A 12,419-nucleotide genomic window follows, 5' to 3' on the forward strand; every position below is an offset into this window, starting at 1 on the left:
TCCCATGCGTAGCGTAACCCGCGTCCTGGGCGCCACCCCGGCGCTCGCCCTGGGCATGCCTGCCGAAGCGCAGGTCGTCGAAACCGCCGGCTACCCGGCCGCTGCCGCCGGCGACGGTGCCACCACCGGCGGCTACAACCTCTCCCGCTGGGCCGAGGACTGGCGCAAGCTGTGTGATCCCACCAGGCGCGACGATCCGATCGATGCGCTGAAATGCATCAAGCTCACCCCCAGCGGCGACGTGTACGTCACCCTCTCCGGCGAGGCGCGTCTGCGGATGAACCACACCACCAACCCCAATCTGCGCAACAGCCGCGCGCAGCGGCAGGACATCGTGCGGCTGGTCGGCGGTGCGGACGTGCACATCGGCGAGCATCTCCGCGTCTATGGCGAGATCGCGCATGGCGGCATCAGCGGCGTCGAACTCGGCGCGCCGGCCGCGACGCTGCGCAATGCCGTGACGGTGCAGCAGCTGTTCGTCGAGGCCAAGGGCGAGGTGGCGGGCATCGATCTCGGCGCGCGCTATGGCCGGCAGGAATTCACCGACGGGCCCAATCTTTTGGTCTCGCAGCGCGACAACAACACCATCCGCTACACCCTCAACGGTTTTCGCGGCTGGGCGCGGGGCAAAACGGTGCGGGTGGACGTGTTCGACCTCAAGCCCACGCAATATGGCGATCTCGGCACCGACGACGACGTGGTCGATCCCGCGCGGCGATTCTCGGGCGTGAGCCTTGGCTTCGTCGTGCCCAAGGCGTGGGTGGGTGGCGCCAAGCTCTATTTCGATCCCTTCTTCTGGCGTCGCCGCAACAATGTGGGCACCTGGGGCGGCCGCATCGGCCCGGGTGCGCGCTTCTATCTCGGCACGCACCTTTGGGGCGAGGCGGGGCCGGTGACGATCGACTGGTCGATCAATCACCAATGGGGCTATTGGCGCGATCAGCAGATCGATGCCTGGCAGGGCTTCTTCGCGCAGAACGTCCGGCTCGGTTCGGGCAAGCGCGCGCCGCGGATCGGCTTCCATGCCGACTATGCCAGCGGCGGGGGCGGCTATGGCGACGGCAAGCTGCGCAACGCCTATGCGCCCTTCGGCAACAACATCTATTACAGCTACGGCCTGTTCCTGACGCCCAGCAACCTGGTTGCGCTGGCACCGACGCTCAACCTGTCGCCTACCGCGAAGCTGCGCCTGAACTTCGAGTATCAGCGGGCGTGGCGGGCCAATGTGTACGATGCCGTCTATCGCGCCAACGGCCAGCCTTTCCCCGGCACGCAGAACGCCCGCAACTCCCGGACCGCCGATGTCGCGCGGGTGCAGGCGGTGTGGGCGATCACCCCGCGGCTGTCGCTCACCGGGCGCTACGAGCATCTCGCCGCCGGGCCGGCACTCACCAAGGCGGGCTATGCGAGCTCGGACTTCGTCGCCGGCTGGCTCAGCTTCCGCTTCTGACCGGACCCGGCGATCCGCCACCAGCCGAGCCCGCCATAGAGCAGCGCGAGCGCCAGCAGCGTGAGTACCCCGGGCGCCACGTCGCCGAGGCTGGCGTGCATCTGGTTGAGCGGGACGAACACATGCACGCCGCTGGTCGAGGGGATGAGCTGCGCCAGCGCGCGGACGAAGCCGGGCATCTGGTCGAGCGGCCAGGCGGTGCCCGAGAGGAAGAAGAAAGGTGCGGAGGTTGGCGCGAGGATCACCATCGCCCGCTCGGAGCGGTCGAAATAGCTGCCGAGCCAAAGGCCCAGCCCGGCGACTGCAGCGGCGAGCAACGGTGCGGCGAACAGCATCCCCGCGACATTCTCGTCGCGCGGGATGCCCTGCACCCAGAAGATGAAGCCGAACAGGAACAGGCAGGTCAGCAGCCCCACCGAGGTGAACGCCGCCCAGGTGCCGGCATATTCGCCATGCCCCATTCGCCACCGCCCCTCGCGCCGCCGCCCGCCGACGAAGGTCGCGACGCCGAACAACAAGGTCTGCTGGATGATGACGATCGCCACGGCGGGGAAGACATAGCCCTTGTAGCCTGCGGTCGGGTTGAACATCGGCTCGCGCACGATGGTCACCGGCGGCCCGGCGCGCACCGCCTGGCCCAGCATGTCGAGCTTTTCGACGGCGAGATCGCGCAGCACCTCCGTCACCGTCTCACCGATCGTGCTCGCCCGGAGCAGATACGAAGCGTTGACCCACACCGCGATCCCCGCTCCCGGCGCACCGGTGCGCAGCTGGCGCTGGAGACCGCGCGCGATCAGCACCACGCCGTCGGCCTTGCCCGCGTGGAGCCGCGCCTGCGCCTCGGCAACGCTCGGTGCATGATCGACGACGATCACCGCGCGCGTTGCTTCGAGGTCGCGGACGAGCTGGCGGCTGAGCGCGCTGGCATCCTCGTCGACCAGCACCACCGGCAGTTGCTGCGCGACTTCCTGGCTGTACGGCGCGGGATAGTAGAAGGCGTAGAGCACCACCGCGAGCAGCATCGTGCTGAGCAGGGTGCGCGAGCTCAGCACCGTCGCCCAGGTGGCGCGGAAGGCGGCGACGAAACTCATTGCGCCTGCCGCCGGATCAACACCCAGGCGAGCGTGCCCGGCACCAGGACATAGGCGAGCAGCGCCAGCATCGGCGGCAGAATGGTGGCGAGATCCTGTCCGCCCAGCTGCCCGGTCTGGAGCGCGAGATAATGGGTGAGGGGGAGCACCTCGCTCCAGAAGCGCGCAAAGCCGCTGCCGCCGTTGAGCGGCAGGGTGGCGCCCGCATAGGCCAGCGCCGAACCGGCATAGACCGCGCAGACCGACAGCGCCGTGGCGGTCTCGCGCGTCGCCGCCACCAGCAGCGCGGAGATCGCGGCGGTGCCGAGATAGAAGAGCGTCTGCGCCGCGACGATCGCCGCAATGCTGCCTTCGACCCGCCAGCCGCGCGCCAGCGTGACGAACAGCAGCCAGGCGATGCCCCACAGGCTCGCCGCCGCGACATAGGGCAGCAGCTTGCCGAACAGCGCGGGCACGATCGCGCCGCTGCGCGCTGCCCAGTCGCCGAGCGACCGGGCCTCCAGCTCGCGCCCCAGCGCCATGGCGGCGGTGACGGCCGTAACCAGATGCAGTACCGCCGGATAGATCAGCGTGCTGAGGAACCATTCGAAGCTGGACGCCGCGTTGTTGAGCGGCACCGCCTCCACCGCGAAGCGTCGCGTCGGATCGGGCGGCAGGGCATGGCCGGAAAGCTGGTCCACGACCAGCGACGCGGCGGCGGCCTGCACCGCGCTCGCCGCGCCGCTCGCTGCCTGCGAGCCCGAGGAGAGAAAGCTGGCATTGTAGAGGATGCGGATCACCGGCGTGCGGTGTCGGGCCAGCCCCGCGCCGAGATCCTTGGGCAGATGGACGAAGCCATTGGCATGGCCGCGCCGCACTTCCTCCACCGCTTGCTCCTCGGTGGCGCGCGTCGCGACGATGTGCACCAGCGGCGCTGCATCGATCGCGCGGAGGATGGCGCGGCTCGCCGAGCTGCGATCGTCGTCGACCACCACGATCGGCAGCCGTCGCATCGATCCCTGCCAGAACATCGCGCCGATCAGGAACAGCAGCAGCGTGGGGATCAGCGTCAGCCCGGCCAGGTCCCAGCGGTCGCGCGCCAGATGGCGCAGCTCCGCCCGCAAGGCGCGGCCGAACGCGCTCATTGCGGCCAGTCGAACAGCACGCTCATGCCGGGGCGCAGGCCGGGGATCGCCGCGGCCGGGCGCAGCTTCACCTCGAAGGCGCGGACGTCATAGCCCGAGGCTTGCCGCGTCGCGCGCCACGTCGCGAAGTCGCCGCGCGCGGCGATCTGGTAGACCGCGAAATCGCCGTCGCGGCCGAGCGCGGGGATATGGCCGCGCAGCCGCTTGCCCATCGCGATCCCCTTGAAGCGATCCTCGCGCACCGTGAGCGCCACCCAGGCATGATCGATGTCGAGCACCTGATAGGCGGGGATTACCGGGCTGACGACTTCGCCGGGCTGCACCAGCTTGCGCGACACCTCGCCGTCGATCGGCGAGACGAGCTGCGTCTCGCGGCCGAGTGCGGTGGCGGTCTGCAGCGCCGCCTCGGCGATGCGCACCTGCGCATTGGCCGCCTGCTTGTTCTGCGGGCGGGCACCGGCGAGCGCCTTGAGATACTGCTGGCGGGCGGCTTCGGCCTGCTTGGCGCTGGCCTCGCGCGCCGCCGCCGCCTCGTCGCGCCGCTGCGCCGCGACGACACCCTGCGCGTAGAGGTTGGCGGTGCGTCGGCTGGTCACCGCGGCGAGATCGGCCGCCGCCTGCGCCGCCTGCCAGGTCGAGCGCAGCGAGGCGATGTCTTCCTGCCGCGCGCCTTCGTTAGTTTCCGAGGCGATCGCGCGGGCGGCGTCCACCGCGCCCTGCGCCTGCGCCTTGCCGCCGGCGATCTCCGGGCTCGACAGCGTAGCGAGCAGCGTGCCGGCGCGGACCCGCTGGCCCTCCTCGGCCACCAGCGTCTCGACGCGGGCGAGTGCCTTGGTGGCCACGTTCACCTCATCGGCATCGACCATGCCCTGCAGCTGCTCCGGCGCAGGACGGTTGGCGAGCCACAGTCCGCCGACGATCAGCACCACCAACGCAATGCCCAGCACGATCGCAAGGATGGGCGGCTTGCGGCGCGGCGGGGCTGTGGTCTCGTCGGTCATTGCTGGTCCTCCACGTGCCGGTCGGCACGCGCCATCAAGGTGCTGTATTCATCGACGCGGTGGCTGGCGGCGAGCAGCGCCATCAGCCCCAGGTCATATTCATAGGCGGCGACGAGCCGTTGGGTGCGTACCGTGGCAAGCGCCGCCTCGGCATCGATCAGCGCCGACGACGCGACCTCGCCCTCGCGGAAGGAGAGCTGCTGCACGCGCAGATTCTCCTGCGCGGCGGCGAGGTTGGCGTCGAGCAGCAGGAAGGAGCGGCGCGCCGCCTCTGCGATGTTCCAGGCGCGGACGATCTCGCCGGCCACGTCGCGGCGTGCTTGCGCGGCGGCATCGGCGGCGGCGGCGTGGTTCTCGCGCGCGGCCGAGAGCGCCTTCTGCCGATCGAAATTGGAGAGCAACGTCATGCGCAGCGAGATGCCGGCGATCCAGTCGGGCTCGGTCGGCAGCGCGTTGTTGCGGTTGGCGTTGTAGCTGCCGAAGGCAAAGGCCTGGGGGCGGTAGCGCGAGCGTGCGAGATCCACCCCGGCCTGCGCTGCGCTCTTCGCGGCATCGGCGCCCTGCGCGCGCGGAGACTGGTCGATGCCGTCGAGGAAGCGCTGGAGCGGCGGCAGCGGCTCCGAATGGACGAACAGCGGGGTCGAGGCGGTGACGCCCATGGGCTGGTCGAGCAGTCGCGCCAGCATATCGGTGGCGATCGCCTCCTCGCTGCGGGCATGCTCATGGGCGCGCTGGGCGGTGTTGCGCGCGACCTCCACCTCCAGCACCCGGGCATGGGCGAGCACGCCTTGCGCCTCCAGCTTGCGCGCGTCGGAGAGGTGACGATCGAAGGCTTCGAGCTGTTCGCGGGTGGAGACGGTCAGCTGGCTCGCGACCTTCTGGCCGAAATAGGCGCGCACCAGATTGACCCGCGACAGGTCCTGCCCGCCGGCCTGCTTGGCGCGGGCGATGCCTACGGCTGCATCGGCACCCTTCTGCACTGCGGGAATCGCGCCGCCGGTGTAGAGCGGCATCGCCGCGGTGATCGCCGGGCGGAACACGGTGTCGCGGGTCTGGAACTCCAGCGTGTTGGGGATCGCACCGAACAGCCGGGGCAGGGCCGCGCCGATCCGCTGGGTCACCTGCGCCACGATCTGGGCGCTTTCGCCCGAGAACTGGCCGCCGATCTGGTCGAGGAAGCCGTTGGCGGCATTGAGCGCGTCGGTCTTGGGTTCGGACAGGTCGACCGAGAGCGTCTTCTGATACTCGATCACGCTCGCCGAGGTGGTGACCACCGGGCGGCGCAGCGTGCGGGTGGCAGCGGCGATGTCCTCGCTGGCGCGGACGGCATGGTCCTCGCCGCTGAGCGCCGGCGAGGCCTTGTCGAGCCGGGCGAGCGCCGCCTGGAAGCTGAGCGAGGGCGGGGGCGCCTCCTGCGCGACGGCGGCGCCGGTCGAGGCAAGCAGCAGGGCGAGCGCGGCCGGGCCGCTCCGACGGCGCACGACATGTAGATCCTGCCGCTTCGCGCTGCGCACCCTGCTTCGCCCCTGTCTTGCCCGGCGCGCCGCCGCGATTTGCCCCCGCGACGGCACTGTCTGCGATTGCGCATATTTGCAGCGAAATGCGCGCGCAATCGAATTTCTCGAGGGCCCGGGCGGAAATGGTCAGTCGCGGAACAGCAGCGGCGCCATCTCGTGCAGGCTGCGCCGCCAGGTCTGGAACTCATGGCCCGTGCCCGGCGAGACATAGAAGGCGCTGGGGATGCCTGCCGCCTTGATCGCCTCGGCATTCGCACGCGGATCGACCTTGGGGCCACCCGGCGGACCCGAGCGACCGCCTTCCAGCTCGCGGCTGCCGAAGCTGACGAAGGTGAGCTTCACCTTGTCTCGATAGCCCGGCGTGGCGTTGACGTCCTCCAGCGAGATGGTGCCGCCGCTCAGCAGGCCGATATAGGCGAAGCGGTCGAGATTCTTGAGCGCGATCAGCTTGGTCTCGAACCCGCCCATCGACAGGCCGGCCATTGCCCGGTGCTTCTGGTCGGCCAGCGTGCGGTAGTGCGCGTCGACATAGGGGACCAACTCGTTCAACAGCACCGTCTGGAACGGCTTGATGTCGAAGCTGGCGAGACCGCCGGGCTGGCCCGGCCGCACGTCGTTGGTCATGCCATAGGTCATGACGATCAGGAATGGCCGCGTCTTGCCCGCGGCGAGCAGGTTGTCGAGGATGAGGTTGGCGTGGCCCTGGTTGCTCCACGCCGTCTCGTCCTCGCCCCAGCCATGCTGGAGGTAGAGCACGGGATAGCGGGTGCTGGCGTTCTTCTCGTAGCCGGGGGGCGTGTAGACAAAGGCGCGGCGCTGGGTGCCGGTGCTGGGGGAGGGGAACAGGATCTGCTCGACCCGGCCATGCGGCACGTCCTTGAGCGCATAGAAATCGGCGTCGTGCGCGGGGATCTCGATGCCGCTTTCCCAACGGGTGGAGCCGTAGAAGTTGCGCGTGCCGGGGTCGTTGAAGGTGCCGCCGTCGATCGTGAGGTGATAGTAGTGGAAGCCTTCGTCGAGCGGGCCTTCGGTGGTCCCGGTCCAACTGCCGTCCGCCGCCTTGGCGAGCGTGGTGCCGCCGCGTCCGCCCAGGCCGAGGCTGACCTTTACCGCGGTGGCGTCGGGAGCCATGACGCGGAAGCGGACATAGCCCTGCGAGTTGACCTGCGGAAATTGCTGCCCCGGCTGGTTGAGCGTCGAGGGCTTGAAGTCCTCCACAATGGCGGTCTGTGCAGCGGCGGTCGGCGCGGTCTGCGCCTGGGCGGGGTGCACGGCGAGCATGGCCGCGGCCATGGCGGCATAAGCGATCTTCACGGCGGTTCCTCCCCTAAGTGCTGCCGGCGTCATGAGCCGAAAGCCTCGGATGTTAGCGCGCACATTAGGACAGTTTAGCCGGAGAAAATCAAGCGGGTCCGACGCAATATCGGTCTCTTGCAGGACATCGCTATAGCATTGGAAAGACGAGTGTAAGTCGTTCGGCGGCGGGTGCGGCAGGCGAGGCAATCGTTTCGCCAGTTGACGGCGCAGTGTGCCGCCGCCTAGCCATGCTGTTACCGATAACAAAGGCGGCCGCTTCGAGTCGCCGGGGAGAGGAGACAATGGCGATGGGCAGGCCCCGTTCGGCTGCGCGGTGGTGCGCGCTGGCATTGGCGTTGACCGCACCGGCAGCTCTGCACGCGCAGACCGCCGGCATGGTGGAAGAAAAGCTGCCGCCGCCCACCGGGCTCGCGCCCTATTTCACGCCGGCCTCTGCCGATCCGATCGCGCCCGATGCCGATGGCTTCCTTCGCCGCTGGCTGCTGCTCGAGCCGGTGGTGAAGCCCAACCGCACCAACACCGGCTTCACCCCCACCTATGTCCGCGCGGCGATCGCGCCTGCCACCTATCCCGGCACGTTCGACGGCGTGCCGCGCGACGGCGACAGCGCGCCCGGTGCCTTGCGCTGGCACGCGCTCGATTCCAGCCTGTTCGACGTGAAGCTCTTCTACCTCGCGCAGGGGCTCGGCAAGCCGACCTATGGCGTGATCTTCTGGGCGGTAACGGTGGTGAACGCCCCGCGCGAGATGCGCGGCGTGCGGCTGGCGATGGGCTCCAACTCGGCGTCTCGCTGGTGGCTGAACGGCAGCGAGGTGGCCGGGCTCTATGGCGACCGGCGGATGGTGATGGACGACGTGGTGTCGCGGCCGATCACGCTGCGCAAGGGCCGCAACGTGCTGCGGGGCGCGGTGATCAACGGCCCCGGCCTCAGCGATTTCTGCGCCCGCTTCGTCGACGAGGCCGGCAAGCCGATCCGCGACATCACCATCGACGTGCAGTGAGGAACGCCATGAAGTTCGCAAGCCCTTCGCTCGCCGCGCTGTTCTTGCTCGCGCAGCCCCAGGCCGCCTCCGCCCAGCTGGCGGGCGAGCCGTTCATCCACGATCCTTCCACGATCACGTACTCGGACGGCCGCTGGTGGACCTTCGGCACGCGCGGCGGCGGGCTTGTCTCCGAGGATGGCTGGACTTGGGCGAGCGGCGGCGAGCGGCCCGGCGGCGGCGTCGCGCCCGACGTGATCAAGATCGACGACCGCTTCTACGTCGCCTATGCGGTCGGCGGCGGCGGCATGAACGGCGGCCATGCCAGCAACGTCAAGGTGATGTGGACCAAGTCGCTCGACCCCAAGTCGCCCGACTTCGGCTATCACGATGTCGGCATCGTCGCCTCGACCAACGGGCTGGAGCCGGCCGATGCGATCGACCCCGCCTTCCTCTTCGCCGAGGGGCGGCTGTGGCTAAGCTACGGCACCTATTTCGGCTATATCCGGATGCTCGAACTCGATCCCAAGACCGGGGACAAGATGCCGGGCAGCCAGCCGGTCGACGTCGCGATCGACATGGAGGCCACCGCGCTACTGCACCGCGACGGCTGGTACTATCTGCTCGGCACCCATGGCACCTGTTGCGACGGGCCGAACTCCTCGTACAACATCCGCGTCGGCCGGTCGCGCAGCCCGACCGGGCCGTTCGTCGACAATATGGGCGTGCCGCTGCTCCAGGGCGGCGGCAAGCTGGTCGTGGCGGGGCGCGCGCGGCAATATGGCCCGGGGCATTTCGGGCTGCTCGACCTGGGCGACGGGGTCGAGAAATTCTCGATGCACTATGAATCCGATCTGGATCGCGGCGGGCGCAGCGTGCTCGGCATCCTGCCGCTGCTGTGGAAGGACGGCTGGCCGGTGGCGGGCGAGAACCTGCCCGCCGGCACCTACGAGATCCAGTCCGAACGCGGCGGCGGGGCGCTGGAGCTCGCGGTCGATTTCGTGCGCATGCCGTTCGACGTGCGCCGCAGCTTCTTCGCCAAGCCCGGCGACCCGACCGGTCCTATCCAGAACCAGACGCTCGCCGAGAACCGCGTCAGCTGGCCCGAAGGCGCGATCGAGGTGGACCTGGGCGATTACATGATGCGCGCGCACCAGCTCTGGACGATCGCGCCAGCGGAAGGGGCGGGCGGGGCGTTCGGCGCGCCCTATTACAAGATCCTCATCGCCGGCACCGAGCGTGCGCTGGCGGTGGGCCCTGAGGGCAGCGTGCAAGCGGTACCTGCCTTCACCGGCGCGGCCGAGCAGCTGTGGCGGATCGACCAGCTGACCGACGGCAGCTACCGTATCCAGCCCAAGGCACAGGCGGATGCCAAGCACCCCAGGGCGTTGGTCGCGATCGGGCGAAGCACGCCCGCGCTGATGCCGCTCGATGGTGCAAGCGATATCGGCCGCTGGACGTTCCAGCGGCCTTGAGGGCGCGTCAGGCCGGCACCGCCTCGGCGGTGTCGGTTCCGAGCAGCCGCTCGCGGAACAGCTTGTGGGCGTTGCGCTGCTCGATGACGCGACCGGCGAGATACAGCGCCGCGAAGATGCCGGCGAAGATATAGCCGGGAGTGCGCATCGGCTGTGCGGCATAGGCCAGCGCGGCGAAGGGCGCGGGGGCGATGAAGCACCAGAGCAGCGGATGGCTGGTCAGGTCGTAGCGAAGCGCCGGGCCCTTCTCCGTCGCGACGAACTGCAGCGTGCCGTGCTCAAACGAGGCGAGCTTGTCCTGCGAGTCCGGATTGTCCTTGTGGAACGCGAGTGTGTCGGGGCCACGCTCCACCGTGGTGCCGCGCTCCTCGAACACGGGCTCCAACGCGTTGAAGGAGGTGGGGCGAGCGGGCAGCGCCAGCGTACCGCGGACGTGCCAGATCCAGTCGATCGCGCGCAGCCAGCTCATTCGGCGGCCACCGCTTCGGGCAGGCGCGGTGCGCGCAACTGCTTGACCCAACGGGCGACCGGCCGGAACGGGTAGAGCATCTGCTCCTTGATCCCCAGCCGACGGCAATCGTCGAGCCCGACATGCGCGGCCTCGGAGTCACGGCAGGTGCCGAAGATCCGGTCGATGAAGATGAAGGTGTTGGCGTAGTTGGTCCGGCTGCTGTCGTAATCGGGCGAGTGGTGCAGGCTGTGATGCTCGACCGTGTTGAACAGGAAGGACCACCAGCGCGGCGTGTTGAAGCGGATGTTCGCATGGGTATAGGCGCCGATCGCCATGCCGATGCCCCCGGCGAGCAGGGCTGCGCGCGGCAGGAAGTCGAAGAAGCCGCCCAGGCTGAGGCCGATCAGGAACAGCTCGATCGGGTTGCCGACGGAGCCCTTCAGCGCGTTGAGCTGGGTGATGTGGTGATGCGGCGCATGGGTGAGCCACAGCGGCCCCCAGTTGTGCATGCCGCGATGCATCCAATACTGGCCGAAATCGAAGATCAGCAGGATCGCGAGCGCCTGGAACAGGATCGGGATCTGCCCGGCCCAGGCGGTCTTGAGGTGGAAATACTGCTTGATCGCGTCGATGATCGCGTCGTCCCCGAACTGCTTGCCGGCATATTTGATCAGCGTGTAGCTCATGCCCACGTAGAAGAGGTCGCTGGCGAGCTCCTTCCAGGTCAGCCGCCAGTGGCGGTGGCGCTCGCTGATCCGCTCCATGCCGAGCAGGCAGAGCTTGAAGACGATGCCGATCCCGACCGCGACGGACGCCTTGGCGATCGAGTCCGGCGCCAGCGTCCAGAACAGAATCATCGCCAGCAGCACCGCCGGCTGGAACCAGGTGAAGATGAAGCGCTTGACCGGGCCGCCCTGCACGCCGGTCGGTTCGAAGTTGGTCGGTACAGCTGCATCCATAGTCGCGCCCGGTCCTCGCCCGTGTTTCCGATGATGGGAAGATGACCGAAACGGGGGCTGCACGCCGTAAGTCGTTTGACGTAGCGGGGGATTTGGCGGCTTGTCCGGGGGCGATGCGTGGCCCAGCATGGGGCATATGACCCACCTTCGACGCCGCTTTTCGCTTGGCCTGGGCGCCTTTCTGCTGCTCGGCGCGGCGGACCCGAAGCCGCTGGCGTTCGCGCCCTGGATCAACGGAGCGGCGGCGCGTGAGCCCGCAACGCAGGTACAGGCGATCGATCGCGACACCTTCGTGATCCGCCAATCGGTGAAGACCAATTTCGAGGCGCCGTTCCTGTACCTGCTCTTCGGCCGCGATCGGGCGCTGCTGCTCGATACCGGCGCGGGCGGGCTCAAGATCCGGCCGACGGTGGATCGGCTCATCGCCGGCTGGCGGGCCAGGCACGGCGGGCGCCCAATCCGGCTGGTCGTCGCGCATTCGCACGGCCATGGCGACCATCATGCCGGCGATGACGAGTTTCGCGATCGGCCGGACACGGACGTCGTGGGGCTCAAGCCCGCGGAGGTGGCGGCATTCTTCCACTTCACCGACTGGCCGCGCGATGTGGCCCGCTATGACCTGGGCGGGCGGGTGCTCGACGTGCTGGCGACGCCGGGGCACCAGCCGGCGCACATCATGGTCTATGATGCGCGGACGCGGCTGCTGTTCTCGGGCGACATGCTCTATCCGGGGCGGCTGTACGTGCCGCTGAACCATTTCGATGATTTCCGCGCGAGTGCCGAGCGGCTGGCGGCGTTCGCCAGGACGCACCCGATCCGGGCGCTGCTCGGGGCGCATATCGAGATGACGACCACGCCGGGGAAGGACTATGGGATGCAGGCGCCGACCCATCCCGACGAGCATCCGCTCCCGCTGGCACCCTCGGCGATCGAGGAGCTCCGCGCGGCGGCGGAGAAGGCCGGGCCGGTGCCGGTGGTGGACCGGCACGCGGACTTCATCGTGTATCCGGTGCCCGCGCGGCCGAACGACTGACTCTTCCCATCTGTCATTCCG

The 12,419-nt window shown here is 69.0% G+C and carries 11 protein-coding genes; 4 read left to right on the top strand and 7 right to left on the bottom strand.

The window, feature by feature from the left end:
- Window positions 1–4: 4 nt before the first annotated feature.
- Window positions 5–1,450 carry an alginate export family protein gene (locus GGR89_RS17255; protein ID WP_125972451.1) on the top strand — a complete coding sequence of 482 codons (1,446 nt, stop codon included), beginning with the start codon at window positions 5–7 and terminating at the stop codon, window positions 1,448–1,450.
- Here the strand turns inward: GGR89_RS17255 and GGR89_RS17260 are convergent.
- From GGR89_RS17260 to GGR89_RS17280, 5 genes are all read right to left on the bottom strand, one after another.
- Complete coding sequence (locus tag GGR89_RS17260) at window positions 1,402–2,541, bottom strand: ABC transporter permease (protein WP_125972453.1); 1,140 nt, start codon at window positions 2,539–2,541, stop codon at window positions 1,402–1,404. The genes GGR89_RS17255 and GGR89_RS17260 overlap by 49 nt on opposite strands.
- On the bottom strand, window positions 2,538–3,665 hold the full coding sequence (locus GGR89_RS17265; RefSeq protein WP_125972455.1) for an ABC transporter permease: 1,128 nt from the start codon (window positions 3,663–3,665) through the stop codon (window positions 2,538–2,540). Before GGR89_RS17265 ends, GGR89_RS17260 begins: the two co-directional genes overlap by 4 nt.
- Entirely contained in the window at window positions 3,662–4,666 is a 1,005-nt protein-coding gene (locus GGR89_RS17270) for an HlyD family secretion protein (protein WP_125972457.1), read from the bottom strand. The genes GGR89_RS17265 and GGR89_RS17270 overlap by 4 nt, the downstream gene beginning before the upstream one ends.
- Window positions 4,663–6,147: a TolC family protein gene (locus tag GGR89_RS17275; RefSeq protein ID WP_125972459.1), complete on the bottom strand. Its 1,485-nt coding sequence runs from the start codon at window positions 6,145–6,147 to the stop codon at window positions 4,663–4,665. Before GGR89_RS17275 ends, GGR89_RS17270 begins: the two co-directional genes overlap by 4 nt.
- A 162-nt stretch (window positions 6,148–6,309) precedes the next feature.
- Window positions 6,310–7,497, bottom strand: a complete 1,188-nt coding sequence (locus tag GGR89_RS17280) for an alpha/beta hydrolase (protein WP_206431179.1) — start codon at window positions 7,495–7,497, stop codon at window positions 6,310–6,312.
- 338 nt (window positions 7,498–7,835) lie between these two features.
- Between GGR89_RS17280 and GGR89_RS17285 the strand changes: the two genes are divergently transcribed.
- On the top strand, window positions 7,836–8,501 hold the full coding sequence (locus GGR89_RS17285) for an acetylxylan esterase (RefSeq protein WP_245201714.1): 666 nt from the start codon (window positions 7,836–7,838) through the stop codon (window positions 8,499–8,501).
- Window positions 8,502–8,509: 8 nt separating this feature from the next.
- Window positions 8,510–9,955 carry a family 43 glycosylhydrolase gene (locus GGR89_RS17290; protein ID WP_125972462.1) on the top strand — a complete coding sequence of 482 codons (1,446 nt, stop codon included), beginning with the start codon at window positions 8,510–8,512 and terminating at the stop codon, window positions 9,953–9,955.
- 7 nt (window positions 9,956–9,962) lie between these two features.
- Here GGR89_RS17290 and GGR89_RS17295 read toward each other — a convergent pair whose 3' ends face one another.
- A complete protein-coding gene (locus tag GGR89_RS17295; protein ID WP_125972464.1) occupies window positions 9,963–10,424 on the bottom strand; it encodes a hypothetical protein in 462 nt (153 codons plus the stop codon).
- A complete protein-coding gene (locus GGR89_RS17300) occupies window positions 10,421–11,365 on the bottom strand; it encodes a sterol desaturase family protein (RefSeq protein ID WP_125972466.1) in 945 nt (314 codons plus the stop codon). Before GGR89_RS17300 ends, GGR89_RS17295 begins: the two co-directional genes overlap by 4 nt.
- A 136-nt stretch (window positions 11,366–11,501) precedes the next feature.
- On the opposite strand from GGR89_RS17300, the gene GGR89_RS17305 reads away from it, so the two are divergent.
- Window positions 11,502–12,398, top strand: coding sequence for an MBL fold metallo-hydrolase (locus GGR89_RS17305; RefSeq protein ID WP_125972468.1), 897 nt, complete (start codon window positions 11,502–11,504; stop codon window positions 12,396–12,398).
- Window positions 12,399–12,419: the final 21 nt, after the last annotated feature.

This window comes from Sphingomonas trueperi (genome assembly GCF_011927635.1).
GTDB lineage: Bacteria > Pseudomonadota > Alphaproteobacteria > Sphingomonadales > Sphingomonadaceae > Sphingomonas > Sphingomonas trueperi.

Coding starts and splice junctions, on each gene's coding strand:
- GGR89_RS17255 (WP_125972451.1), top strand. CDS start 5: ATGCGTAGCGTAACCCGCGTCCTGGGCGCCACCCCGGCGCTCGCCCTG.
- GGR89_RS17260 (WP_125972453.1), bottom strand. CDS start 2,541: ATGAGTTTCGTCGCCGCCTTCCGCGCCACCTGGGCGACGGTGCTGAGC.
- GGR89_RS17265 (WP_125972455.1), bottom strand. CDS start 3,665: ATGAGCGCGTTCGGCCGCGCCTTGCGGGCGGAGCTGCGCCATCTGGCG.
- GGR89_RS17270 (WP_125972457.1), bottom strand. CDS start 4,666: ATGACCGACGAGACCACAGCCCCGCCGCGCCGCAAGCCGCCCATCCTT.
- GGR89_RS17290 (WP_125972462.1), top strand. CDS start 8,510: ATGAAGTTCGCAAGCCCTTCGCTCGCCGCGCTGTTCTTGCTCGCGCAG.
- GGR89_RS17295 (WP_125972464.1), bottom strand. CDS start 10,424: ATGAGCTGGCTGCGCGCGATCGACTGGATCTGGCACGTCCGCGGTACG.
- GGR89_RS17300 (WP_125972466.1), bottom strand. CDS start 11,365: ATGGATGCAGCTGTACCGACCAACTTCGAACCGACCGGCGTGCAGGGC.
- GGR89_RS17305 (WP_125972468.1), top strand. CDS start 11,502: ATGACCCACCTTCGACGCCGCTTTTCGCTTGGCCTGGGCGCCTTTCTG.